The sequence below is a fragment of the Paenarthrobacter sp. NPDC090522 genome (assembly GCF_044769225.1).
In the GTDB taxonomy this organism is placed as follows: domain Bacteria; phylum Actinomycetota; class Actinomycetes; order Actinomycetales; family Micrococcaceae; genus Arthrobacter.
On sequence record NZ_JBIVXL010000004.1, the window covers coordinates 238536 to 262357 of the forward strand.

Consider the following 23822-nt stretch of genomic DNA (forward strand, 5'->3'; position numbering starts at 1 on the left):
CTATGTCATCGGTGCCCACGACCACCGCAAGGACTAGGCTTGCATTCAGAATTCCTGTCCGGCGCGGGCCGGACACTCCTACGGTCTATCCAGGGGGATACACATGGACCCAAAAGAAGGCCCTGACGGCCACGGCACCAATGCCGGTGGACTGGGTGCCAACGGCGAGCCGGGCGTCGGCAACAACGCCCCCAAGCCTCCACCGTGGCAAGTGCCGAAACCCGAACTCCACCCCGAATTGAGCACACCTGTGCCCGAAGACGGGAAAGCCACGGAGGGGAAGGCCCCTGGCGCGGCGCCCACCGGACGGAAGGCCCAGCGCCCCAACGGACCGCTCCCCGTCGTCGATCCCTTCGAAAAGGAACGCGAACGCAAAGAACGCGATGCCGCGGCGCGCAAGAAGCGGTCGCAGCGCCGCACCGTCGTCGTGGGTCTGGGCGTTACCGCGCTGCTGGCTGGAACGATTACCGCGATCGTGGCCAGCAACGAGGCCGAGGCCGATTACGCACAGGTGTGCTTCAACGAGGAAACCGGCGAGCGCGTCGACGACGACCAGTGCAACAACAGCAGCTCGGCGGGTCGAAGCTCCGGCGTCTATGCCTGGTACTTCTACTCCAGGGGTGCAAGTGTGCCCGGCATTGGCCAGAACCGCAGCTCCTACCCGAGCGCCACCAAAACGGTTCCTCAGGGTGCAAAGACTTCCACCGGCTATAGCAGCAAGGGCGGAACGGTGAGCCGTGGCGGCTTTGGCAGCAGTTCGAAAAGCGGCGGAAGCTCGGGAGGCTAAGCGTGCGGCGACTCTCCTCCGTGCCACGGCCGGACTGGAAGAAGAAGATCGAAGAGCAGGGCCTGGTTTTTTCAACCACCACCATGCCCGATGGCCGGAAAATCGAATACTGGAACGAGTCGGCCTACTACGAGTTCTCCATGGACGAGGTGGAAACGCTCGAGAAGACCGCCGAGGACATGCATCTCATGTGCCTGGAAGCCGCGAAGTACCTGGCCACCGGAGCCATGGGAGACATCGGCATTGGCAGGCAGGCCTTGGAGCTCGCGGCGGAGTCGTTGCAGGCCGGTGATATGGACATCTACGGCCGCTTCGACTTCATCTATGACGGCCAGGGCGGCCCGGCGAAGATGCTGGAGTACAACGCTGACACGCCAACAGGCCTGATCGAAGCGGCAGTGGCGCAGTGGTTCTGGCTCCAGGATGTGTTCCCGGAGAAAGACCAATGGAACGGCATCCATGAGGCCCTGATCCGGCAGTGGAAGAAGTTGCAGTTCCGCACCGGCATGAGCACCCTGCACGTGGCACACTCCGAGGCCGAGGAGTCCGGCGAAGATTGGATGACCGCGGCCTACATGCGGGACGTTGCCAGCCAGGGCGGCTGGACCACCATTGGCATCAACATGTCGGATATCGGCTGGGACCCCAACCTGAACCGGTTCGTGGACCTGGACAACTTCATGATCAGCACCATGTTCAAGCTGTACCCGTGGGAACTGATGATGAAGGAGCCGTTCGGCCACCGCCTCCTGCAACGTGCCCACAACCCGCGTTGGGTGGAGCCGGCCTGGAAGATGCTGCTCTCCAACAAGGCGCTGCTGGCCGCCCTGTGGCACCTCTACCCCGGCCACGAGAGTCTCTTGCCCGCTTACCTCGGCGACCCCGGTCCGCTCAAGGAGTGGGTTGCCAAACCTTTGCACGGGCGCGAAGGGGACAACGTCCGCATCCACGCTGCGGGCATCGACATCACGCAGCCCGGTGGCTACGGGCGCGAAGGCTGGTGCTACCAGCAGTACCACGCGCTGCCCGATTTCGATGGCAACCATCCTGTCCTGGGCCTGTGGGTGGTTGACGGTGAATCCGTGGGCTGCGGCATCCGGGAGTCCGATGGACCCATCACTGATTACTTCTGCCGTTTCGTTCCCAACACCATCGACGCACCTGCACCCCAGGGCCCAACCTCGACTTCCCTCTTTGGAGCCGCACTATGAGCACTGAAACCTCGACGCCGGGCGGCGCCCCGGGCGGCGACGGAACCGCCGTCGTTCCTTCCAAAGGCCTGCGGGCAGGAATCCTGGACCTGGGTGACTCCGTCATGCTGGGCCTGGCCTCCACTGCACCGGTCTATTCGCTCGCTGCCACGTTGGGCCTGATCGTTGCCGTCAACGGCAACTACACCCCGCTGATCCTGGTCCTCGGCTTCATCCCTGTGCTGTTCATTGCCTACGCGTTCCGGGAGCTGAACAGCGCCATGCCGGACTGCGGCACCACGTTCATCTGGGCTCGGAGGGCCTTCGGTCCGTGGGCCGGTTGGCTGGGCGGTTGGGGCGTGGCCCTTGCAGGCATCGTGGTTTTGGCCAACCTGGCCCAGGTGGCCGGAAAGTATCTGTGGCTTTTGATCGGCGATGGCTCCCTCGCTGGGAACACGTGGATTGTCACGGCCACGGGTGTGCTGTTCATAGCTTTCATGACGTTCGTCAACCACCGGGGCATCCGCTTGGGCGAGCATGTCCAGCGGACGCTGACCTACATCCAATACATCTCCCTGGGCATCTTCGCGCTGGCGATCATTATCCGCATCGCCGGCGGCGTGCCGGAGGGCCAGGCCTTCGACTTTGAGTGGTTCAACCCGGTAGGCGCGTTCAACGATCCCAGTGCCGTGGTCCATGGCGTCCTCCTGGCCCTGTTCATCTACTGGGGCTGGGACACGTGCCTGGCCCTCAACGAGGAAACCGAGAACCCTTCAAAGACTCCCGGCCGCGGTGCCGTGATTTCCTCCTTTGTGCTCGTAGCCATCTACGTTTCCATGGCGCTCTTGGTGATGATGTATGCGACGATCGGCACGGACGGGATCGGACTGGGCAACTCCGCCAACCAGGACGACGTGTTCCTGGCAATGAAGGACGTTGTGCTGGGTCCGTGGGGGTGGCTGATCGTTGTGGCCGTGTTGGCCTCGGTGCTGTCCTCCACGCAGACCACCATCCTCCCCACGGCCCGTGGAACGCTGTCCATGGGGGTCCACGGCGCACTGCCTGCCAGGTTCGGAAAAGTCCACGAGCGCTTCCAGACTCCGGGCTTCTCCACGCAAGTGATGGGCGTCGCTGCCGTGGTGTACTACGTGGCCATGAGCTTCCTCAGCGAGGACCTGCTGGCCGATTCCATCAGCGCCATCAGTTTGTTCATCGCTTTCTACTACGCGTTGACCGGTTTCGCCTGTGTCTGGTTCTTCCGGACCACCCTTCGCGAGTCGGCCCGCAACTTGTGGTTCCGCGGAATCTTTCCGCTCCTCGGAGCTGTGGCCTTGACGGTAGCGTTCTTCGTTTCCGCCGTCCAGATGTGGGACCCGGCGTACGGGGACACCCAGATTTTCGGCATCGGCGGAGCGTTTGTCAGCGGCGTACTGCTGTTGCTCCTCGGCGTGGTGCTGGCCATCGTGTGCCGCTTCGCACCGGCCACCCGCGGGTACTTCACCGGTGAGCACGCGGACATGGGAATCGTCCGGGGCGAGTAGCGTGGGCCCCTCGACCTCGGACGTCCTTGACCTGGATTCGCTCCTGAGCGACGACGAACTCGCCCTGCGGGAGAAGGTGCGGGACTACACAGTCCAGCGCATCAAGCCGAACATCGCGCGCTGGTTCGAAAAGGCCGAATTCCCGCGGGAGATTGTCCCGGAACTCGGTGAGCTCGGAGTTCTGGGCATGCACCTGGACGGCTACGGCTGCCCCGGCCGGACCGCCGTCGAATATGGCCTTGCCGCGATGGAACTGGAGGCAGGCGACTCCGGCATCCGCACGTTCGTCTCGGTACAGGGCTCGCTTGCAATGACGGCCATCCACACGTGGGGTTCCGAGGAACAGAAGGAGCGGTGGCTCCCCCGGATGGCAGCCGGCGAGCTGATCGGTTGCTTCGCGCTGACCGAGCCAAGCGCGGGTTCAGATCCTTCTTCCATGGCCACCTCTGCCCGGCGAACTGCTGACGGTTGGGTGTTGGACGGCGCCAAGCGCTGGATCGGGCTGGCTTCCATCGCTGACGTGATGGTGGTTTGGGCCCGTACCGAGGACGGCATCCGTGGATTCCTGGTACCGGCCGGTACCCCTGGCGTTTCCGCTGCACCGATCGAGCCGAAGCTCTCAATGCGTGCTTCAATCCAATGCGATGTGAAGTTCGACGGCGTGAGGCTGGGTCCCGATGCCATCCTTCCTGGAGCCTCCGGACTGCGCGGCCCGTTCTCCTGCCTGAACGAGGCGCGGTACGGAATCGCGTGGGGAGCCATGGGCGCGGCCCGCGATTCGTATGAGGCCGCGCTCGAGTATGCCGGGACGCGCTTGCAATTTGGGCGCCCCTTGTCCGGGTACCAGCTCACGCAGGAGAAGCTCGTGAACATGCTCCTGGAAATCCAGAAGGGAACCCTGCTTGCCCTTCATCTGGGCAGGCTCAAGGACGCGGGTCGCCTTGAACCGCACCAGATCTCCGTGGGGAAGCTCAATAACGTCCGCGAAGCACTCGCCATAGCCCGTGAAGCACGCACCATCCTGGGCGGCAATGGTGTCACCCTGGACTATTCACCGCTCCGGCACGCGAACAACCTGGAGTCCGTCCGGACCTACGAGGGCACCGACGAAGTCCACACCCTGATCCTCGGCCAGCACATCACGGGCATCGGGGCCTTCCGCGGCTGATCCCCTGCGTTGCTGGGCCTGCTCTGCGCGCTTTCGAGTGGCCCCCAATGGGACTACTTGCCTGAATCCTGACCGGCTACCGGTTCCGGCAGGAGAACCAGCTCGAAAAATCCACGGAGACCCTGCGCGACGTCAATCTCATCGGGGGCCAAGAGCCACTGCGTCTGCAGTCCGTCCCACAGCCCCACCAATGATGCTGCCGCCTGCGCTGGTTCGACCCCGGGCCGCAGCCTTCCTTCGCCCTGCAGTTCCGTGAACCGCCGGGTGTAACTCCTGCGCAGGCGGTCGAAGCGATCCATGAAGTACTCCCGGCCAGGGTGCCCTTCCGTCAGGGACTCCGCGCACAGCACTGTGTACAGCTCAATGACCCCTGGAATGTCCTCGTTGTACTTCGCCGTCCGGAACACCACCTCGGCGAAGCCTTCCGCCATGTCCGCCGGGTTTGCTGTCTCTGTGATCTCGTCGCGCCGGGCAAGGACTGCCATGAGCAGATCGCTCTTCGAAGGAAAGTAGTGCAGCAGGCTGGTCTGGCTCATGCCGGCTTGGTCAGCAACTTCCTGCAAGGACCCTCCGCGGTAGCCCCTGCCCGCAAAAACCGCATGGGCGGCATCCAAAATCGTCCGCCTGCGGGCCTCCGACTTGGCATAGGGACCGCGTCGCCCCGAGCGGTTCCCTTCCTTTGTGGTCATGGCATGCCAGTGTACAGGCGGATATGCCGGCCACCACGAATTTCGAGTAGTCACTCGACTTTTATGTTACCGTGGTCACATTCGGCCGTCGGATGGGTGTCTCCTCCCTGCGCCCAACGGCCTCACTAACCGACACAAAGAGGTGAAGGCACATGACCGCTCTCACGCGAAGACAACTGCTTGGCGCCGGACTGGGTACTGCCGCCATGGGCTTCCTGGCAGGGTGCGCAACCCCCGGAACCCAGTCAGTCAATACCCTGGCCACCATCCCGCCCGCGGAAGGGCCCGTGCGGCTCACCTACTGGGCGTGGCTCAAGGACTTCCAGAAGGTGGCCGACATTTGGAACGCCAAAAACCCCGGCGTTCAGGTGGATGTGGTTTGGATTCCCGGCGGCAACTCAGGCGGGTACCAAAAGCTTTACTCAGCCCTGGCAGCCGGCGGCGGGCCGGACCTTGCCCAGGTGGAACTCCGATCGATTCCCGAGTTCCTCCTGGTGAACGGCCTGGTTGATGTGTCCCGGTATGGCGCCAACGATCACGCCCACCTCTACGACAAGACGCTGTGGAACCAGGTGAGCTACGCAGGAGGTGTCTACGGCATCCCCCAGGACTCGGGACCCATGGCGCTGTTCTACCAGCCGGCCATCCTCGAGTCCGTGGGCGGAAAGACACCTGCAACCTGGGATGAGTGGGCGGCCCTGGGAAAGGAACTCCGATCGAAGGATGCCTACATCGACTGTTTCCCCATCAGCGACGCTTCGCCCTTTGCTTCGTACGCGTCCCAGGCAGGAGCCGTTTGGCTGCGTCCCGAGGAGAACGGTTGGGTCATCAACATGACCGACGACGCCACCCTGGACACTGCCCGCTTCTTTGACCGGGCCATTGACCAGGACATCGTCAACACCGCCTACGGAGCCTTCTCCCCCGCATGGTTTGCCGCTGCGGCCAAGGGTGGCATTGCTTCAACCATCACAGGCAGTTGGGGCGATGCCCTTATTGAGGGAGTCAGCGGAGCTTCGGGCAAATGGAAGGTGGCCCCCATGCCCACATGGGGCGGCAGCGGTTTCGGTTCCACCTACCTCGGCGGTTCCTCGGCGGCCGTCCTTGCCAACAGCAAGCATCCCAAGGAAGCCCTCGACTTCGCGGTGTGGCTCACGACGTCCAAGGAAGGCATCGACGCGGAGATCAAGTACAGCGGCATCGGCTGGTCGCCCAATCCGGAGTTCATAGGCACCCCGCGGCAACAGGCCTCGGAGTTCTTCGGCGGACAGCGCTACAACGAGGAAGTCTTCGTACCCGCTACCCAGCAGCAGAACACCGAATGGTCCTGGTGGCCGGTCACCCAGCAGTCGTTCAACATCCTCAGCGACGGTTTCCGCAAGAAGGCCTCGGGCACCAGTCTGGTGGACTCCGTGGTGGCGTCAGAGCAGCAAATCATCAGCGTCTTCAAGAACAAGGGGCTCACCATCCGGAAGGAATCGGCATGACCACCACTACCCGTCCTTCGCCTAAAGCGCTGCGTCCGGCACCGTCGACGAACCGGAGCAAGCGCAACGGCGCCGCCACCCGCGCACCCTGGATCCTGATGGCCCCCTTTCTGGCACTCTTTGCCCTGACTTTCGTGCTGCCCATCCTGGCCGCCGTCGGCTCCAGCTTCACCAAGGTCACGCGCAGCGGCCTGTTCGGTGAAGCAGGTGTCACCAGTGAGTTCGCCGGCTTCAGCAACTATGCCCTCGCCCTGGGTGACGGCAGTTTTGTGGCCTCGATCGGCCGGATGCTCCTTTTTGGCATTGTCCAGGTGCCGGTGATGATCGTCCTCTGCACCATCCTGGCCCTGCTCCTCGAATCGGCTTCCGCCCGCTGGCCCGGCTTCTTCCGAGCCGCCTACTTCCTGCCCTACGGCGTTCCCGGAGTCATCGCCACCATTCTGTGGTCTTTCCTGTACGTGCCGGGGCTCAGTCCATTGTTCGATGCAGCCAAGATCGTCGGCATCACGCCCGACTTCCTCGGCGCCAACAGCGTCCTGTGGTCCATCGCCAACATCGTGACGTGGAGCTACACCGGCTACAACATGCTCATCATCGTGGCCCAGCTGAAAGCCATTCCCGGTGAACTGTACGAGGCCGCCAAAGTCGATGGCGCCTCAAGCTGGCGGGTCGCCTGGAGCATCCAGCTCCCCTTGATTCGCCCGGCACTGGTCCTGACCACCGTGTTCTCCATCATCGGCACCCTCCAGTTGTTCGCCGAGGCGCAGGTCCTCAAGACGGTTGCGCCTGCGATCGACAGCCAGTACACGCCCAACCTCAGCGCCTACACGACGGCGTTTGCCTACAACGACTACAACGTCGCGGCCGCGCAATCGGTCATCATCGCCGTCGCAGCCTTCGCCCTGTCCTTCGCCTTCCTCGCATTCACGAACAGGAAGTCATCATGACCGTAACAGCCACCAGCAAAACCAAAGCCTCCACAGCCGGTACCGCCGGGCCGGTCAAACGGCCGGCGACAGGCCCGGACCGCTCGGCAGGCCGCCGTCGTTCATCAACCATCATCGTCACGGCCATCCTGGTGGTGGTCGCCCTTTACTTCCTCATCCCCGTGTATTGGGTTTTCGTAGCCTCCACCAAATCCACGGCGGACCTGTTCTCCACCAACGGGTTCTGGTTCGCTCCCACGTTCGCCCTCGGGGAGAATCTCGGCAAGGTCCTGAGCTACGACGGCGGCATCTTCGGCCGCTGGTTCCTGAACTCGGCCATCTACGCCGGTGCGGGCGCCCTGCTGGCAACCTACTTCGCGGCCGCCGGCGGGTACGCACTGGCCAAGTACCAATTCCGCGGCAGGAACCTCGTGTTCGGAACCATTCTTGGCGGCGTCCTGGTTCCCGGCACGGCTACGGCCCTCCCGTTGTTCCTGCTGTTCAGCCAGATGGGGCTCGCCAACACCTACTGGAGCGTGCTGCTTCCGTCCCTGGTCTCACCGTTCGGTCTTTTCCTGTGCCGGATCTACGCGGACGCCACGGTGGACACGGCCTTGATCGAAGCAGCGAGGATCGACGGTGCCGGGGAATTGCGGATCTTCCACACGATCGGCCTTAAAGTCCTCACTCCGGCCCTGGTCACCGTATTCCTGTTCCAACTGGTGGGTATCTGGAACAACTACTTCCTGCCGCTGGTCATGTTGTCCGATTCCGATCTCTACCCCATCACGCTCGGCCTGAACAACTGGCTCAGCCAGGTTGACCGTTTGCCCGAATTCTATGAACTCACTACCGGCGGGGTGTTGCTGTCCATCATCCCGCTCAGCATCGCGATGATCGTCCTGCAGCGCTTCTGGCGCGGCGGGCTGACAGAAGGAGCCGTCAAGTAATGACCGTGTCCCCAGAGACTGCCTACATCACCGATCCAGGCCCCGGATCAGGCAACCGTTTACCCGCATGCTCGTGGCTGCACACCAACGCACCCACCCTGTCATTGAACGGACAGTGGCGATTCCGTCTCCTGCCCGGAGCGCCAGGAACACCCGGCGGGCACGGAGTCCTTCCCCACGGTGAGAGCACAGAAGGCGTTGCGGCCGAAGGCCTGGACGACTCAGGCTGGGACCAGATCCCGGTTCCCGCCCACTGGGTCCTGGAAGGAGACGGCCAGCACGGACGGCCCATCTACACGAATGTCCAGTTCCCGTTCCCCATCGATCCACCGTTCGTACCGGACGAAAATCCGACGGGAGATTACCGGAGGACCTTCGAACTGCCCGCCGACTGGGCCGCGGCCGAACGGGTTGTGTTGCGCTTCGATGGTGTTGAATCCCGCTACAAGGTATGGGTTAACGGCGTGGAGATCGGCGTCGGCGCGGGCAGCCGGCTGGCCCAGGAGTTCGACGTCACGGATGCGGTGCGGACAGGGACCAACCTGATCGCGGTCCGCGTCCATCAATGGTCGGCGTCCAGTTACGTCGAGGACCAGGATCAGTGGTGGATGCCGGGGATTTTCCGCGATGTGACGCTGCATGCCCGGCCGCACGGAGGAATCGAGGACGTGTGGCTGCGCACGGGGTATTCGAGCACCGGTGGAGGAACCATCGAGCCGGAAATTACCGCATCCCCGGCCGCGTTCCCGATCCGTTTGACGGTACCTGAGTTGGATGTCGACGTCGTCTGGAACTCGCCTGCCGACGTCGCCCCGGTGGCGATCGCCGCCGTCGAGCCCTGGTCCGCGGAACTGCCGCGGCTGTATTCGGCCACCGTAAGCAGCGAGGCCGAGACCATCACGCTGCGGCTGGGCTTCCGCACTGTGGAGATCCGCGGCGACCGCTTCCTGGTCAATGGCCGCCGGGTGGTCTTCAACGGAGTGAACCGGCACGAAACCCACCCGGACCGGGGCAGGGTCTTCGATGAGGCGTTCGCCCGCGAGGATCTGGCCATGATGAAGCGGTTCAACGTCAACGCCATTCGCACCAGCCACTACCCGCCCCACCCGCGGCTGCTGGACCTCGCCGATGAGCTCGGCTTTTGGGTCATCCTGGAATGCGACCTGGAGACGCACGGCTTCGAGGCACAGGGCTGGGCGGGGAATCCCAGCGACGATCCTGCCTGGCGTGCGGCCTTGCTGGACAGGATGGAGCGGACTGTTGAGCGGGACAAGAACCATCCCTCGATCGTCATGTGGTCCCTGGGCAACGAGTCGGGGACCGGTTCCAACCTGGCGGCCATGTCCGCCTGGACGCATGCCCGCGACGCCGGGCGGCCGGTCCACTACGAAGGCGACTACACCGGCGCCTACACGGACGTGTACTCGAGGATGTACTCCTCCGTGCCGGAGACCGCGTCAATTGGCCGCGATGATACGGGCGCGCTGCTGCTGGGCTGCTCCGCCGCTGAATCGGCGCGCCAACGCACCAAGCCGTTCATCTTGTGCGAATACGTGCACGCGATGGGCAACGGTCCCGGGGCGATCGACCAGTACCAGGAGCTCGTGGACCGCTACCCGCGCCTGCACGGTGGCTTTGTCTGGGAGTGGCGCGATCATGGCATCCGCACCACAGCCGCGGATGGTACGGAGTTCTTCGCCTATGGTGGCGATTTTGGCGAGGTGGTCCACGACGGCAACTTCGTGATGGACGGAATGGTCCTCTCCGACTCGACGCCAAGTCCCGGCCTGTTCGAGTACAAGCAGGTTGTGGCTCCCCTGCGCGTGGGCTTCTTGTCTGAACCGCACGACGGCGGGACGCACCAGGTCCTGACGCTCGCCAACCTGCGGCATACGGCGGATGCATCCGACGTCGTGATTCGCTGGCGATGGGAAACAGACGGCCATGTGACCTCTTCGGGCGAACTCGAAGCGGTCAATGCAGCCGGTCAGCCGCTTGGTGCCGGCGAAACGGCGCGCTTTGACGTCCCTCCGGTTGCGTCCGGGAGTGACGGAGAACAGTGGTTCACGGCCGAGGTTGTGCTGCGCAAGGACACCGAGTGGGCGGATGCCGGTCACGTGGTCTCCGCTGCCCAGCTGCAACCCGTCCGGCCCCGAAACCGCAGGACCGGACCCCGCCCCATGCCTATCTCCAGCCCCGCGGGCATTCCGGCTGGCACTCTCTCCCTGGGGCCGGCAACATTCCACGGCGGAAAGCTTGTTGAACTGGCCGGCCTCCCGGTAGCCGGTCCGCGCTTGGAACTGTGGCGGGCACCCACCGATAACGACGCCGGCGCGGGGCGTGGCAGTTACGACCCCGCCGATCCGTGGCTCAACAACGGCGACGGCGTCCCGGCTCCTTCACTCGCGGAGACGTGGCGCAAAGCCGGGTTGGACCGCTTGGTTGGCCGAGTTGAGGAAGTCGCGGCAGGCACGGACAGCATTCACAAGCGGACCCGGTACTCCGCTGCCAACAGCCGCCAGTGGGTGTCCGTTGCCGAAGAATGGCAACTCTGCGAAGGCGGGCTCTGGCTGCGCCTGGAGATCGTGCCGGGCTCGGGCTGGGACATGGTGTGGCCCCGGGTGGGCGTTCGTCTCGACCTGCCGGCGTCCGTGGATCACGCCTCCTGGTTCGGAAGCGGTCCACGGGAGTCGTATCCGGACAGCGTCCACTCAGCGCTCGTGGGGCGCTACTCCTCCGGCATCGATGAGCTGTCCGTCCGTTATTCCAAGCCGCAGGAGTCCGGCCACCGCTCCAGCGTCCGATCCCTGGAACTGCACAACGCCGGCTCTCCGTGGCTTGGGTTTGAGGCCCTGCCGGACTCCAGGGATCGCTTGCCGGGCTTCACCCTCGCCAGGCACACGGCCCAGGAAATCTCGGGAGCAGCGCATCCACACGAACTGCCATCCAGCAGCGGCAGTTACCTGTACCTGGACGCCGCCCAGCATGGTTTGGGGTCCAGGGCCTGCGGTCCGGACGTGTGGCCCGACTATACGCTCCGGCCCGAAGCCCGGACGTTGACGTTCCGCGTGACCCGGCTGTAGACGAAGGTTGCCTGGCCCGCTCTGCGCGCTTTCGGACGAAGATAGCGCGCAGAGCAGGCCCAACAACGCGGCTACTGGACAGCTACAGGTTCTTTCCGGGCAGCGTCCTTGCGGATCGTCGCACTGATCACGGCAGCCACCGTGCACATCGCGGCTGCCCCCAGCCAGGCGTAATTGTAGTGTCCGGTGGCATCGCGGATGTATCCGGCAAGCAGGGCGGCCGCAGCGGCGCCGAGCTGGTGCGCGGCGAATACCCAGCCGAAAACCACGGAGCCGTCGGCCCCGAACACTTGGCGGCAGATCGCGGCAGTCGGAGGCACGGTGGCCACCCAGTCCAGCCCGTACACCACCACGAAGATGATCATGCTTGGCTCAACGGACGAGCCCAGCAACAGCGGCAGCACCAGCAGTCCGATGCCCCGGAACTGGTAGTAGACAGCCAGCAAAATACGGGGGTTGAACCGGTCGGTCAGCCAACCGGAAGCGATGGTCCCCACAATGTCGAAGATTCCGACGACGGCCAGCAGGCCCGCGGCCGTGGTTTCGGGCATGCCGTGGTCGTGGGCCGAAGGAATGAAGTGCGTACCGATCAGACCGTTGGTGGTGGCCCCGCAGATCGCGAAGCCTGCAGCCAAAGCCCAGAAGGTACGGACCTTGCTGGCGCGCTTGAGGACCTGGAGCGCCCGGACTGCCGCGTTCGGTGATTCCCCCTTAACCGCAGCGCTGTCCGCAGCGGCGGGGGCCGCCGTCGTGCTTTCCAAAGCGGGTTCCGCACCGTAGGGCAGGACGCCGACGTCGGAGGGCGAGTTCCGCAGCCACCGCAGCACCAGCGGAACTACGGCGAGCGCACCGGCGGCGATGAGCAGCGAGGCCCCGCGCCAGCCGGGATCCTGGGCCAGCATGGCGATGAAGGGAAGGAAGACCAACTGGCCGGCCGCACTGCCTGCAGTGAGGATGCCGATCACCAGTCCGCGGCTCTTGGCGAACCATGTGTTGGCGATGGTTGCGGCAAACACGAGGGCCATGGAACCGGTGCCCAGCCCGATGAGCAGACCCCACGTGAGGAGAATCTGCCACGACTGGTTGACGAACACCGTCAGTGCAGATCCCAAACCGATGAGGCACAAGGCAATCGCAGTGACCCTTCGGATGCCGAAGCGCTCCATGAGGGCCGCCGCGAAGGGCGCCGTCAGTCCGAAGAGGACCAGGTTGATGCTGACTGCCAGGGACAAGACGGTAGTGGACCAGCCGAATTCCTGCTGGAGCGGGACCATGAGGACGCCCGGCGCGGCCCGGAATCCTGCGGCACCGACCAAGGCGAGGAAAGCCACCGCGGCCACCATCCAAGCCGGGTGCAGGCGCCGCCGTTTGCTGGTGGGGACCTCGGTGGTTTCTGGGGCGGTCATGCGGGAAGCTCCGTTTCGGCGTGTTCGTGGGCCGTGGGCGGTGCGACGGCGAGTGGCATGGGCTGTTCGCTCCGTTTGAGGCTGTGCCAGCTGGTGTTGGCGGCAGTCAGTGCCGCGCCGCAGTGGGTGCACGTATCTGCCGACGAGGTTGGCTTGCCGCAGTCGGTGTGGATGACCCGCATATGCGAAACCTCGTTGGGCGCATCCAGGTGCTTCTCGGCCCAGATGATGATGGCGTTGAGGACCGGGAGCGAGTCCTCCCCCTTGGGCGTGAGGACGTACTCCTGCCTGGTCCGTGCGCCATCCTTGTAGGGCCGCTGTGCCAGGAGTCCGGACTCCACCAGCCAGCCAAGCCGCTTGCTCAGCACATTGTCCGCCACTTCCAGGCGTTTTTTGATGGCGTCGTACCGGCCGTTCCCGAAGAAGACCTCGCGGAGGACGAGGCTTCCCCAGGGGTCACCGAGGACATCGAGGCCGCGGGCAAGGCTGCAGGTGCGTGCAGACCAGTCAGATCGCAAAGGCATACCCTGAAAGCTAGCTGACTTTTCTAAAGAAAGCTACATGGGCGTACCTTCGCGACCTTCTTTGCCGGGCCGGGAGTGTGAAAGCAACCTCATTCGATTGCTCAGCCGGCCAGCTGTCGCCAAAGTCAGTGGTGACGGCTCGACTGGGCTACCGGGGCTCGACGACAGGTCCCGGCAACCCGTTCCTCAGCCCGGCCCGGGACGGGTGGTAGGCAAGTGCCCAGTACACCATCATCGCGATCCCGCACACCACGCCCAGGCTGGACACCATGAGCTGCCACTGCGTCTGCGGATCCTTCCCCCATTCGGCGGCTCCCGCCCACACAGCCAGGTTCTTGGGGGTCATGTAGAAGGCAATAGTGGAGAAGGCCACAATGATCCAGCCCGCCGTCCGCATCCGGCCGTTGCGGGAAGGCACCCGGTGCATCGCGAAGGCCATGCTCGGCAGCGCAACGGCAACCCACACCCAGTGGTGGGACCACGAAACCGGGCTGACCAGCAGCATCAACACGGCAGTGGCTGAGACTGCCACGAAATTCTCCTCGACGTCCACGGCCCACTTGATGATCAGGGCGGCAAGGGCTGCCAGCCCCAGGGACAGGACCAGCCATACCAGGCTGGTGGTTGAGGAATCAGGCATGCCGAAGTGGATCAGGAGGCCTTTGAGCGACAGGTTGTCCACGTAGCCAGGCCCACCGATACGTCCCGTATCCGGCAGGATCTGCGTCCAGAACGCCAAGGACGCCTGCGGCAAGACGGCCCAGGCAAAGGCGATCGATCCAAAGAACCCGGCGGCCATCCACCCCAGGGCCTTGAAGTCCTTGCGCACCAGGAAGTAGAGGCCAAACGCCAGGGGCGTGAGCTTCACACCTGCCGCCATGCCGATCAGCAATCCGGCAGGCCAACGGATCAAACCGGCCCGGGACTTACCGTGCAGGGCGAAGTCGGCCAGGATGACGCCCATCAACACAATGTTGATCTGGCCGAAGACGAACGTATCGCGCCACGGCCCCAGGAGCAGGATGGCCCCTGTCCCCAACAACGCGGTGGTCCGGAACCGGTAGTCGGCGAATGCCACCCGCCAGGAGGTCAGGCCGAAGAAGTAGTGGCGAGCCAGCCAGGCGGCCACCACGCCGGCCCCAAAAAGCGCTGCGAGGATGAAGACCAGGCTCCCACCGAAGAAACCCAGTGCGGCCAGTCCCGTGAACAGCAACGCAGCGAAGGGCGGGTAGGTAAACGGCAGGCCATCGCGGACGGCGTACAGCTCGCCGCCTTCAAGGACCCTTCCGCCACCGTAGTAGTAGACCTCGAAGTCGTTCAGCGCCGGCTCGTAGTCCGTGTACAGGAACCAGACCGCCACGGCCAACGTCAACGCGGCGGCCATGGTCAGGATCCAGCCGCGCTGGGCCGTGGAACGCGTCGCCGGTTGGGAAACCGCACGTGTAGAAGATGCCACGGTCCTAGCCATTGCTGATCTTGGCGAAAGCCTGCTCAAGGTCGGCAATCAGGTCCTCTGATTCCTCGATCCCGCAGGACAGGCGCAGGAGGTTCACAGGGACGGCCAGTTCGGTTCCCTTGACCGAGGCGTGGGTCATCTCGGACGGGTAGTTCATGAGGGACTCGATGCCGCCCAGGGATTCCGCGAGCGTGAACACGGACGTGGATTCGGCCACAGTGCGCGCCGCCGCTTCCCCGCCCTTGAACTGGACGGACACCATGCCGCCGAACTTCTTCATCTGCTTGGCGGCGAGATCGTGTCCCGGGTGGTCCGGGAGGCCCGGGTAGAGCACGGCCTCCACCTCGGGGCGCGTCAGGAGCCACTCGGCAACTGCCTGGCCGTTTTCACTGTGCCGGTCCATCCGCACGCCGAGCGTCTTGAGGCCTCGGGTGGTCAGGAATGCGTCCATGGGCCCTGATACGGCACCCACTGCGAACTGGATGAAGCCGATCTTCTCCGCCAACTCGGCGTCCTTGACCACGATCGCGCCACCCACCACGTCGGAGTGGCCACCAATGTATTTGGTGGTGGAGTGGACCACCACGTCGGCACCCAAGGCGAGCGGGGTCTGCAAGTAGGGAGAAGCGAAGGTGTTGTCCACCACCAGGAGGGCACCGGCATCGTGCGCTACGGTGGCGAGCGCCGCGATGTCCGTGATCTTCATCATCGGGTTGGACGGCGTTTCCACCCAAACAATGCGGGTCTGGTTCGCCGCCACGGCGCGCGCAACGGCGTCGAGGTCGGACATGTCAACGGGAGTGTTGCCGATCCCCCAGTCGCCGAGGACCCGGTTGATGAGCCGGTAGGTTCCACCGTAGGCGTCGTTGCCGAGCACAATGTGGTCGCCCGGCCGTGCGATGGCGCGGATCAGCGAATCCTCGGCAGCGAGCCCGGATCCGAAGGAAAACGCGGCCGTGCCTCCTTCGAGTGCCGCGAGCTGCTCCTGCAAGGCGTCACGGGTAGGGTTGCCGCCTCGGCCATACTCGTAGCCGGAGCGCAGGCCCCCGATGCCGTCCTGGGCATACGTGGAGCTGAAGTGCAGCGGCGGCACCACGGCACCGGTACGGGGTTCGAAGTCCTGGCCGGCGTGGACGGCGCGCGTGTTGAAACCTGCGTTGGTGTTGGCAGACATGAAGGCTCCTCTTTCTGTGCTTCTGGCTCGGCGCTTAGTTGCTCAGGTACGCGAGCAGGTCGTGGCGGGTCAGGATCCCCACGGGGGCTCCGGCGAACGTGACCATGACGGTATCGACGTCGGACAGCAGCTCACGCGCGGCGGAAATGGTCTCCAGAGAGCCGATCACGGGCAGGCGCTCGCCCATGTGTTCGGCGATCTTGTCCGTGAGCTTCGCTTCGCCCTTGAACAGCTTGGAGGTGAGGCTCCGCTCATCCACGGCACCAACCACTTCGCCCATCACCACGGGCGGCTCCTGCGTTAGGACAGGGATATGGGACACGCCGAACTCATTCATGATGTTGATGACATCGCGGACGGACTCGTTGGGGTGGATATGGACCAGGTCCGGCAATTCTCCGGTCTTGGACTTCAGCACCTCGCCAACTGACGCTTCTTCGCCGCCGGAGAGGAAGCCGTAGGAGCGCATCCACTGGTCGTTGAAGATCTTGGCCAGGTATCCGCGGCCGGAGTCCGGCAGGATCACCACCACCACGGCGGATTCGTCCAGGTCCTTGGCGGCCTGCAGGGCAGCTACCACGGCCATGCCGGACGAGCCGCCCACCAGCAGCCCTTCCTCGCGGGCCAGGCGCCGGGTCATGGCAAAGGAGTCAGCGTCGGAGACCGCAATGACATCGTCCGGGACGGACTGGTCGTAGTTGTCCGGCCACATGTCCTCCCCGACGCCCTCAACAAAGTAGGGGCGTCCGGTCCCGCCTGAGTAGACCGACCCCGCCGGGTCCGCGCCGATGACCTTGACCCGGCCGCCGTCGGACTCGGGGCGCTCTGCCGAAACTTCCTTGAGAAACCGGCCTGTGCCGGTGATGGTGCCGCCGGTTCCGGCCCCAATCACCACATGCGTGACGCGGCCATCCGTGTCCCGCCAGATCTCCGGCCCGGTGGACTCGAAGTGGCTGCCCGGCGCGGCGGGGTTGGAGAACTGGTCCGGCTTGAAGGCACCGGGAATCTCGCGGACCAGCCGGTCGGACACACCGTAGTAGCTGTGCGGGCTGTCGGGAGCGACGGCGGTGGGCGTCACCACGACCTCGGCGCCATACGCCTGCAGGACGGCACGTTTGTCCTCGCCCACCTTGTCCGGCACCACGAATACGCATTTGTAGCCCTTCTGCTGGGCTACGAGGGCCAGCCCCACGCCCGTGTTGCCCGAGGTCGGTTCAACGATGGTTCCGCCCGGCTTGAGCCGACCGTCCTTTTCAGCGTCCTCGATCATCTTCACGGCGATCCGGTCTTTGATGGATCCGCCGGGGTTGACGTACTCGAGTTTCACCAGGACTGTGGCTTTGATCCCGTCCGTGATGTGGTTGAGCTTGATGAGCGGTGTATTGCCGATGAGGTCCAACACGGACTGGGCGTACTTCATAGGTACAAAGTTACCGTCTGCCCGGGATCGGCCCGTTCCGGGGCCTCCCGGGCCAGCCGCATCTGCTTAGCTTCCCGCGGATTGGTCCGTCTGCCACAGTCCCAGGATGTTGCCTTCCGTGTCCTTGAAGTACGCGTACCAACCCATGGTTGGCACGGCGTCCTTGCCCTGCACCACCGAACCGCCGGCCTGTTCCACCTGGCCGAGGGCGGCGTCGATGTCGTCAACATCAATGGTGAGGATAGGCGTTTTCAGGTTCTCCGACCGGGGAAAGAGGGCTCCGTTGATGGCCCCAGGCTCTTTGGGCATGCCGGTTTGCTCATCAGAGTCGGTGGTGAGGGCGATCGTGTAGTCCATCCCCTGCATGGGGCTGAGGTTCCAGCCGAAGGTGCTCTGGTAAAAGGTGTTGGCCCGTTCTTTGTTGTCCGTGGGAATTTCGAAATGCACAATCGCGGCCATGGCTGGCGCTCCTTATTCCTGGGGATTTTCCTGGGGTGGCGCGGCCTGTTCCACGCCACATCAGGGAGTCTAGCCGCGTACCCCAGCGGCGGTAAGGGCTTCACGGGGCAAATTGTCAGCCCGGCATGGGACCATGAAAGCATGACCATTGCTGAAGCTCCGCCGCTTGTTGCGGCCGCGGCGGACGCATCGCTCAGGTGGCATCCGGGAACCCCTTACCGCCTGGATCAAACGCTGTTCCCGCTGCAGCGAGGCAACGGCGACCCTTCCTTCGCAGCCCACCCCAGCGGATACTGGCTGGCATTCACTACCGCTTCCGGACCTGTGACGCTGCGGCTTTCCTCCGGCGGTTTGGGGTCCGGCTCATGGGTGGACGCACAGGCCTGGGGTCCAGGTGCGGAAGACGCCATCGCCGGTGTCCCGCGCCTGTTGGGCGCCGACGACGATTGGGCAGCTTTCGACGAGCCCGCCTTCCATTCCACCCTCCCCCGCCTTGTCACTGAAGCACGACGCCGGAACCTGGCTTTGCGGCTGCCCTCCACCGGGAGGGTGGTCGATTCACTGGTGCCCACCATTTTGGAGCAAAAGGTCACCACTTTGGAGGCGCGCCGCGGGTACCGGTATCTGATGTACCGCTACGGCACCAAAGCACCGGGCCGGGTAGCACCGCAGGGCCTCCTGGTTCCGCCCACGGCCCGGCAGTGGCTTGCCGTCCCCTCATGGGAGTGGCACAAGGCCGGCGTGGGACCACAGCGTTCGGCCACGGTGATGCGGGCGCTGCAGTCCGCCGTCGGGCTTGACCGCCTGGGTGCGCTCAGCGCTGCTGAAGCCGGAGCCAAAATGCAGACCATTCCTGGCATCGGCATCTGGACGGCCGCCGAGGTGGTGCAGCGGACCCATGGCTGCCCGGATTCGATTTCCGTGGGTGACTACCATTTGGCGGCCTATGTGGGGTACGCCTTGACCGGCCGAAAGACGGACGACGCCGGGATGCTCCAACTCCTGGAACCCTGGCGTGGGCAACGGCAACGGCTGGTCCGCATGCTTTACCTGAGCGGCTTCCGGAAACCCACGTTCGGCCCCCGCATGACGGTCCAGGACCACCGCTCCCACTAACGCAACCCGGGGTCACCTACGGCCCATTCGACCGCTATTTTTGGGCTGCAAGTGACCCCGCGTTGCTTTTAGAGGTGGAGGCGCGTCACCGCTTCCTGGCGCATGTCGATCTTCCGGACTTTGCCCGAGACGGTCATGGGGAAGCTCTCGCGGACATCCACATAGCGCGGGATCTTGAAGTGGGCCAGCTTGCCCCGGCAATACGCCGCCACGTCCTCGGCAGTGAGGGCGGCTGCCCCGGGTTTGAGGATGATGCAGGCCATGAGCTCCTCGCCGTACTTGGCATCCGGAACGCCGATCACTTGGACGTCCTGGATGGACGGGTGCAGATACAGGAACTCCTCGATCTCGCGCGGATAGATGTTCTCCCCGCCCCGGATCACCATGTCCTTGATGCGGCCCTCGATCACTACGTACCCGTCCTGGTCCATGCGGGCGAGGTCTCCGGTGTGCATCCAACCGTCGGCGTCAATCGCTTCCGTGGTCTTGTCCGGTTGCCCCCAGTAGCCCTGCATCACGGCGTAGCCACGCGTGCACAACTCCCCGATCGTTCCCCGTTCCACCGCCTCCCAGCTCCCGGGGTCAACGATCCGGCTTTCCAGGTGCGGCATGGTGCGGCCAACGGTGGTGGTCCGCTGTTCCAAGGTGTCGCCCGCGCGGGTCATGGTGGAAACGGGCGAGGTCTCCGTCATGCCGTAGCAAATGGCCACGTCCACCATGTGCATCTCGCCGATCACGCGCCGCATCACCTCGATGGGGCACAGGGAGCCGGCCATGACGCCGGTCCGGAGCGTGGACAGATCGTAGGATCCGAAGTCTTCCAGCGCCCGTTCGGCTATAAACATGGTGGGCACGCCATACAGCGAGGTCCCGCCGAAGTCCTGCACGGCTTCCAGCGCGGCCGACGGATTGAAGCCCCTCCCAGGAATAATCGTGGCGGCACCGAAGCTGAGTGCGTTGAGGTTTCCGATCACCATGCCAAAGCAGTGGTAGAACGGCACGGGAATCACCACACGGTCGTGTTCGGTGTAGCCGAGGAGCCGCCCGATCGAGTGACCGTTGTTGAGGATGTTGTGGTGGGTCAGCGTGGCACCTTTGGGGAACCCCGTGGTGCCGGAGGTGTATTGCAGGTTGATGGGATCGTGCGGGCCCAGTTGCGCCATTCGCTCACGCAGCGCGGAAGGCCCGACGGCGTCGGCCCGGGTCAGCAGTTCGGCGTACGTCAGTTCGTGGCCGGTTTCCGGTACGCCGGAGCGCAGGCCCAGGAGCGGATCGCCGGGGAGGAACACCAATTCCTTGAGCTCAGGACATGAGGCGAGGGCCGCCCTGGCCATGCCCACGTAGTCGCTGTTCTTGTCCGTGGGTGCAGTGACCAGCGTCCGCATGCCGTTTTGCTTCACCACGAACTCCAGCTCGTGGCTCCGGTAGGCCGGATTGACGTTGACCAGCACCGCGCCGACCTTGGCGGTGGCGTATTGGAGGATGGTCCACTCGGCGCAATTGGGACTCCAGATGCCAATCCGGTCTCCCTTGGCCACGCCCAAGGCGAGCAGCGCGCGGGCGAGACGGTCGACGTCGTCGTTCAGCTTTTGGTAGCTCCAGCGGCGGGCTTCCCCGCCCGGCGCAGCTGCTGCCTCTATCAAGGCGTCGCGCAACGGGAACTGGGCGGCTACGCGTTCAAAATTGGCGCCAATGGTCTCTTCAAGCAGCGGGACGTCAGTGTCACCGGCGGTGTAGGACAACATGACGGAACGCTACCAAGCCGTCGCCCGCAACAGAACCGTAAACAGCTCAAAGGTGAACGTGTCCTCCCGGTAGTGTTGAGGGCATGAGTGCACCCATCGACCTGCAGGCAACGTTCATCCCCAATGACGGCGAATTCTTCCGTGTGAAGCTCGCCCTCGAGATCGCGATCGACGAGGTGGTCAACGAGCCCGGTTGCATCCGCTACGAACTGACCGAAGCCACGGAAGAGAAGCTCGTCCTGACCGAGCGTTGGGAGTCCGAGGAACTGCTGGAGAAGCACTCCAAGGGCATCGCCGTCCAGGACCTGAACGAATCCCTGAGCGCCCTGTTGGCAGAGCCGGTCCAGCTGGAACGCCTCTGATCCCGAAGTCGCTGCAAACGCAATGAGGTCGCCGGAATTGTCCGGCGACCTCATTGCGTTTCCGGCGATCCCGTCGATCGCCGGGGAAGTTCTAGTTTTCTTCGGCCTGTGCAGCGCGCTGCTTGGCGACGTGGGCGTGGACCTCTTCCATGTCCAGGCCCTTCACGGCCTCGATGACCTGCTCGAGCTGCGGACCGTTCAGGGCACCTGGCTGCGAGAAGACCAGGACTTTTTCACGGAAAGCCATCAGCGTGGGGATGGAGGTGATTCCGGCCTCGGCGGCGAGCTGCTGCTCGGCCTCGGTGTCCACCTTCGCGAAGAAGACGTCGGAGTGGTTGTCCGACGACGCCTGGTAAACGGGGGCAAACTGGCGGCACGGGCCGCACCAGGCGGCCCAGAAATCCACCAGGACAATGTCGTTGCCCTCAATGGTCTGTGCGAACTGTTCTCCAGTGATGTCAACTGTAGCCATGATTCCACCGTACGCGACCCTGGTCTGGAAGTCCCGTGCGGGGACCGCCTGTTCGCTTCCCGCGTCACCGGGAATAACCACGGAACCTGCTCCGTTGCGGGGCCCGCCGTGCGCTCCAACAGCGCCGCAAAGAACGCAAAGCAGGCCCCGCCACGGGAGTGCCTAACCGCCGGGCACCGGGTGCCTACCTGCCCAGCACGTATTTCAGGGCCGAGGCGTAGAGTGGCGCCACCTTGTTATGGCCGGTCTGGTTCATGTGGATGTTGTCAAGGTAGTTTCCGTCTGCTCCGGCGATGGTGGCGGTGCCGGCCATGGAAACGTGCGGCCAGCCCCGGAGCGCGGCCTCGCGCATCAGCATGCCATCCACCCAGCGGCGCTGGAAGTGGGTGGAATCGTAGCGGGAGAGCACGCCGTTGATGACGATGGTGCTCCGCGGATACTTACGCCGCAGCTCATCCCACAACTTGTTGGCCTGGGAAAGGATGGCGGCGTCGGTGGCCATGATCCGGGCATCATTTCCGCCCAGGTTCACTATCACCACTCCGGGGTTCCCCTGCGGCAGGAGGATCCGGTCCAGGAGGACGGCGTCCGTCGCGGAACCAACCGAACTCCCGGAGACGTAGCCCATCCCGCCGATACTGCGGACCACCTGGCGTGGGTAGCCTGCCGCGCGGGCCCCCTGTTCACCCCAGGAGTCGAGGTCCAGCTGCGAGTCTCCGAGGATTACGGCCGTGGAAGCATCCACTGCCTCCGCCGAATACAGTTCCTGGGTGGTTTGGTTCCAGATGGTCTCCAGCTTTTGGAAGGCAACGTGGTCGCCACGGGAATCGGTCCAGGTGTCGCGGACGGGCCAGCCGAAGTCGCCCGGGTTCACGGACCACACTTTGTAGCTTGGATGGCCGACAATCCGGGTTCCTGAACCTGGACCCCATACGATCCAGCCGTTGGCGAACTGCTGGACCAGCCCCCCGGCCTTGGGAATCTTGTCCGTCAACGGCAGTCCCAGTTGCCCTGCCCCGCCGCCAAGTGCCACGTAGCGGTTGTGGATGTCACCATGCGTGGTGGAGTGGGCTCCTGTGGCCGCGGACCAGTACACGGTGCCGCCCTGGAACTGCTGGTACACGAAATTCGCCTGGCGGTTCTCTTCTCCCACGGGGTAACCAAGCGCCCCGTTCTGTCCCCCCGTTGAGGACCAGTAAGCCCGGATGGCCCCGGTCAGCACACGGGCCCCGGTGGCCGGAGACCAAACGATGGTTCCGCGTTGGTATTGCTGCGCCGATCCCCCGTTCTTCAGCCCGGCGGCCTCATCCGAGGTGGGGTAGCCGAGCTCTCCGCCCTCCAGGCCGGATTCCCGCCAGCGCCCACGGATGGCTCCCATGGAGGGATGCGCCCCACTGGCTGCCGACCACACAATGAAGCCGCGCTCGAAGACCTGGTACGCACCGCCGTCGGGCAGTCCTGTCCGTTCCCCGGTGACGGGGTAGCCAAGGTACCCGCTGTCAGTGCCCGAACGGACCCAGGCAAGATGGATGGCACCGGTGGTGCGCTGCGCCCCGGTACCCGGAGAAGACGTGATGGCTCCGCGTTCAAACACCTGCTTGGAGCCACCGTTGCGAAGGCCCAGGGCCGTGTCCGTCGTCGGGTAGCCGTGGTATCCCGCCGGGCCGCCGTTGTCCCACCATGCGGTGCGGACCGGACCGTTGACCACTACCCGCGCACCGGTCCGGGCTGACCAGGCGATGTCTCCACCGGTGAAGCGCTGCACGCATCCGGAGGCCGCACATTCCTCTTTGGCAGTTGGCTTGAGCAGGACGCTCCGCGCCCAGGCACTCGTGTTGTACAACTGGCCGATGGCACCTGACACGGA

Annotated in this window: 20 protein-coding genes; 10 read left to right on the forward strand and 10 right to left on the reverse strand. The window is 64.4% G+C overall.

All coding sequences use genetic code 11. From position 1 onward, the window contains the following. The first annotated feature begins 103 nt into the window (after positions 1-103). The 4 genes from ACIQT2_RS06760 to ACIQT2_RS06775 are packed head-to-tail and all read left to right on the forward strand — an operon-like array spanning position 104 to position 4686. The gene (locus ACIQT2_RS06760; protein WP_402944770.1) at positions 104-787 is read left to right on the forward strand and encodes a Tat pathway signal protein; all 684 of its coding nucleotides are present in this window, start codon (positions 104-106) and stop codon (positions 785-787) included. A gap of 2 nt (positions 788-789) precedes the next feature. Continuing rightward, positions 790-1998, forward strand: coding sequence for a glutathionylspermidine synthase family protein (locus ACIQT2_RS06765; protein WP_402944773.1), 1209 nt, complete (start codon positions 790-792; stop codon positions 1996-1998). Then, positions 1995-3518, forward strand: a complete 1524-nt coding sequence (locus ACIQT2_RS06770; RefSeq protein ID WP_402944776.1) for an APC family permease — start codon at positions 1995-1997, stop codon at positions 3516-3518. Before ACIQT2_RS06765 ends, ACIQT2_RS06770 begins: the two co-directional genes overlap by 4 nt. Before the next feature lies 1 nt (position 3519). Then, positions 3520-4686 carry an acyl-CoA dehydrogenase family protein gene (locus tag ACIQT2_RS06775; RefSeq protein WP_402944779.1) on the forward strand — a complete coding sequence of 389 codons (1167 nt, stop codon included), beginning with the start codon at positions 3520-3522 and terminating at the stop codon, positions 4684-4686. A 53-nt stretch (positions 4687-4739) separates the two neighbouring features. On the opposite strand, the gene ACIQT2_RS06780 is transcribed toward ACIQT2_RS06775, so the two are convergent. Then, complete coding sequence (locus ACIQT2_RS06780; RefSeq protein WP_402944783.1) at positions 4740-5375, reverse strand: TetR/AcrR family transcriptional regulator; 636 nt, start codon at positions 5373-5375, stop codon at positions 4740-4742. Positions 5376-5527: 152 nt separating this feature from the next. Between ACIQT2_RS06780 and ACIQT2_RS06785 the strand changes: the two genes are divergently transcribed. From ACIQT2_RS06785 to ACIQT2_RS06800, 4 genes are read left to right on the forward strand one after another with little or no spacing between them, the layout of a single operon-like run. Beyond that, entirely contained in the window at positions 5528-6862 is a 1335-nt protein-coding gene (locus tag ACIQT2_RS06785) for an ABC transporter substrate-binding protein (RefSeq protein ID WP_402944786.1), read from the forward strand. Further along, positions 6859-7809 carry a carbohydrate ABC transporter permease gene (locus ACIQT2_RS06790; RefSeq protein WP_402944789.1) on the forward strand — a complete coding sequence of 317 codons (951 nt, stop codon included), beginning with the start codon at positions 6859-6861 and terminating at the stop codon, positions 7807-7809. Before ACIQT2_RS06785 ends, ACIQT2_RS06790 begins: the two co-directional genes overlap by 4 nt. Next, a complete protein-coding gene (locus ACIQT2_RS06795; protein ID WP_400328944.1) occupies positions 7806-8738 on the forward strand; it encodes a carbohydrate ABC transporter permease in 933 nt (310 codons plus the stop codon). The genes ACIQT2_RS06790 and ACIQT2_RS06795 overlap by 4 nt, the downstream gene beginning before the upstream one ends. Further along, a complete protein-coding gene (locus tag ACIQT2_RS06800) occupies positions 8738-11821 on the forward strand; it encodes a glycoside hydrolase family 2 TIM barrel-domain containing protein (protein WP_402944792.1) in 3084 nt (1027 codons plus the stop codon). The genes ACIQT2_RS06795 and ACIQT2_RS06800 overlap by 1 nt, the downstream gene beginning before the upstream one ends. Positions 11822-11892: 71 nt before the next feature. Here ACIQT2_RS06800 and ACIQT2_RS06805 read toward each other — a convergent pair whose 3' ends face one another. The 6 genes from ACIQT2_RS06805 to ACIQT2_RS06830 form a co-directional block, all read right to left on the reverse strand. Beyond that, entirely contained in the window at positions 11893-13227 is a 1335-nt protein-coding gene (locus ACIQT2_RS06805; protein WP_402944794.1) for an MFS transporter, read from the reverse strand. After that, complete coding sequence (locus ACIQT2_RS06810; RefSeq protein ID WP_402944797.1) at positions 13224-13751, reverse strand: winged helix-turn-helix transcriptional regulator; 528 nt, start codon at positions 13749-13751, stop codon at positions 13224-13226. The genes ACIQT2_RS06805 and ACIQT2_RS06810 overlap by 4 nt, the downstream gene beginning before the upstream one ends. Before the next feature lie 148 nt (positions 13752-13899). Then, entirely contained in the window at positions 13900-15207 is a 1308-nt protein-coding gene (locus ACIQT2_RS06815) for a glycosyltransferase 87 family protein (RefSeq protein WP_402944800.1), read from the reverse strand. Between the two features lie 4 nt (positions 15208-15211). Further along, complete coding sequence (locus tag ACIQT2_RS06820) at positions 15212-16381, reverse strand: cystathionine gamma-synthase (protein WP_402944802.1); 1170 nt, start codon at positions 16379-16381, stop codon at positions 15212-15214. A gap of 34 nt (positions 16382-16415) precedes the next feature. Next, positions 16416-17801, reverse strand: a complete 1386-nt coding sequence (locus ACIQT2_RS06825) for a cystathionine beta-synthase (protein ID WP_402944804.1) — start codon at positions 17799-17801, stop codon at positions 16416-16418. 66 nt (positions 17802-17867) lie between these two features. After that, the gene (locus ACIQT2_RS06830) at positions 17868-18260 is read right to left on the reverse strand and encodes a VOC family protein (protein ID WP_397324358.1); all 393 of its coding nucleotides are present in this window, start codon (positions 18258-18260) and stop codon (positions 17868-17870) included. Positions 18261-18401: 141 nt separating this feature from the next. Here ACIQT2_RS06830 and ACIQT2_RS06835 point away from each other — a divergent pair, with 141 nt between their 5' ends. Then, a complete protein-coding gene (locus tag ACIQT2_RS06835) occupies positions 18402-19376 on the forward strand; it encodes a DNA-3-methyladenine glycosylase family protein (protein WP_402944807.1) in 975 nt (324 codons plus the stop codon). 68 nt (positions 19377-19444) lie between these two features. Here ACIQT2_RS06835 and ACIQT2_RS06840 read toward each other — a convergent pair whose 3' ends face one another. Beyond that, positions 19445-21121: an AMP-binding protein gene (locus ACIQT2_RS06840; protein WP_402944809.1), complete on the reverse strand. Its 1677-nt coding sequence runs from the start codon at positions 21119-21121 to the stop codon at positions 19445-19447. Positions 21122-21204: 83 nt separating this feature from the next. On the opposite strand from ACIQT2_RS06840, the gene ACIQT2_RS06845 reads away from it, so the two are divergent. Beyond that, positions 21205-21483 (forward strand): putative quinol monooxygenase, encoded by a 279-nt coding sequence (locus tag ACIQT2_RS06845; RefSeq protein WP_385665677.1) that lies wholly within the window; start codon positions 21205-21207, stop codon positions 21481-21483. Between the two features lie 91 nt (positions 21484-21574). On the opposite strand, the gene ACIQT2_RS06850 is transcribed toward ACIQT2_RS06845, so the two are convergent. Next, positions 21575-21955 carry a thioredoxin family protein gene (locus ACIQT2_RS06850; RefSeq protein WP_400328912.1) on the reverse strand — a complete coding sequence of 127 codons (381 nt, stop codon included), beginning with the start codon at positions 21953-21955 and terminating at the stop codon, positions 21575-21577. A 184-nt stretch (positions 21956-22139) separates the two neighbouring features. Further along, a complete protein-coding gene (locus tag ACIQT2_RS06855) occupies positions 22140-23819 on the reverse strand; it encodes a GDSL-type esterase/lipase family protein (RefSeq protein WP_402944811.1) in 1680 nt (559 codons plus the stop codon). Positions 23820-23822: the final 3 nt, after the last annotated feature.

Excerpts from the sequence above, each read along its gene's own strand:
- ACIQT2_RS06800 (WP_402944792.1), top strand. The coding sequence starts at position 8,738 with ATGACCGTGTCCCCAGAGACTGCCTACATCACCGATCCAGGCCCCGGA.
- ACIQT2_RS06785 (WP_402944786.1), top strand. The coding sequence starts at position 5,528 with ATGACCGCTCTCACGCGAAGACAACTGCTTGGCGCCGGACTGGGTACT.
- ACIQT2_RS06820 (WP_402944802.1), bottom strand. The coding sequence starts at position 16,381 with ATGTCTGCCAACACCAACGCAGGTTTCAACACGCGCGCCGTCCACGCC.
- ACIQT2_RS06790 (WP_402944789.1), top strand. The coding sequence starts at position 6,859 with ATGACCACCACTACCCGTCCTTCGCCTAAAGCGCTGCGTCCGGCACCG.
- ACIQT2_RS06845 (WP_385665677.1), top strand. The coding sequence starts at position 21,205 with ATGAGTGCACCCATCGACCTGCAGGCAACGTTCATCCCCAATGACGGC.
- ACIQT2_RS06795 (WP_400328944.1), top strand. The coding sequence starts at position 7,806 with ATGACCGTAACAGCCACCAGCAAAACCAAAGCCTCCACAGCCGGTACC.
- ACIQT2_RS06780 (WP_402944783.1), bottom strand. The coding sequence starts at position 5,375 with ATGACCACAAAGGAAGGGAACCGCTCGGGGCGACGCGGTCCCTATGCC.
- ACIQT2_RS06810 (WP_402944797.1), bottom strand. The coding sequence starts at position 13,751 with ATGCCTTTGCGATCTGACTGGTCTGCACGCACCTGCAGCCTTGCCCGC.
- ACIQT2_RS06770 (WP_402944776.1), top strand. The coding sequence starts at position 1,995 with ATGAGCACTGAAACCTCGACGCCGGGCGGCGCCCCGGGCGGCGACGGA.
- ACIQT2_RS06805 (WP_402944794.1), bottom strand. The coding sequence starts at position 13,227 with ATGACCGCCCCAGAAACCACCGAGGTCCCCACCAGCAAACGGCGGCGC.
- ACIQT2_RS06825 (WP_402944804.1), bottom strand. The coding sequence starts at position 17,801 with ATGAAGTACGCCCAGTCCGTGTTGGACCTCATCGGCAATACACCGCTC.
- ACIQT2_RS06830 (WP_397324358.1), bottom strand. The coding sequence starts at position 18,260 with ATGGCCGCGATTGTGCATTTCGAAATTCCCACGGACAACAAAGAACGG.
- ACIQT2_RS06840 (WP_402944809.1), bottom strand. The coding sequence starts at position 21,121 with ATGTTGTCCTACACCGCCGGTGACACTGACGTCCCGCTGCTTGAAGAG.
- ACIQT2_RS06835 (WP_402944807.1), top strand. The coding sequence starts at position 18,402 with ATGACCATTGCTGAAGCTCCGCCGCTTGTTGCGGCCGCGGCGGACGCA.
- ACIQT2_RS06760 (WP_402944770.1), top strand. The coding sequence starts at position 104 with ATGGACCCAAAAGAAGGCCCTGACGGCCACGGCACCAATGCCGGTGGA.
- ACIQT2_RS06850 (WP_400328912.1), bottom strand. The coding sequence starts at position 21,955 with ATGGCTACAGTTGACATCACTGGAGAACAGTTCGCACAGACCATTGAG.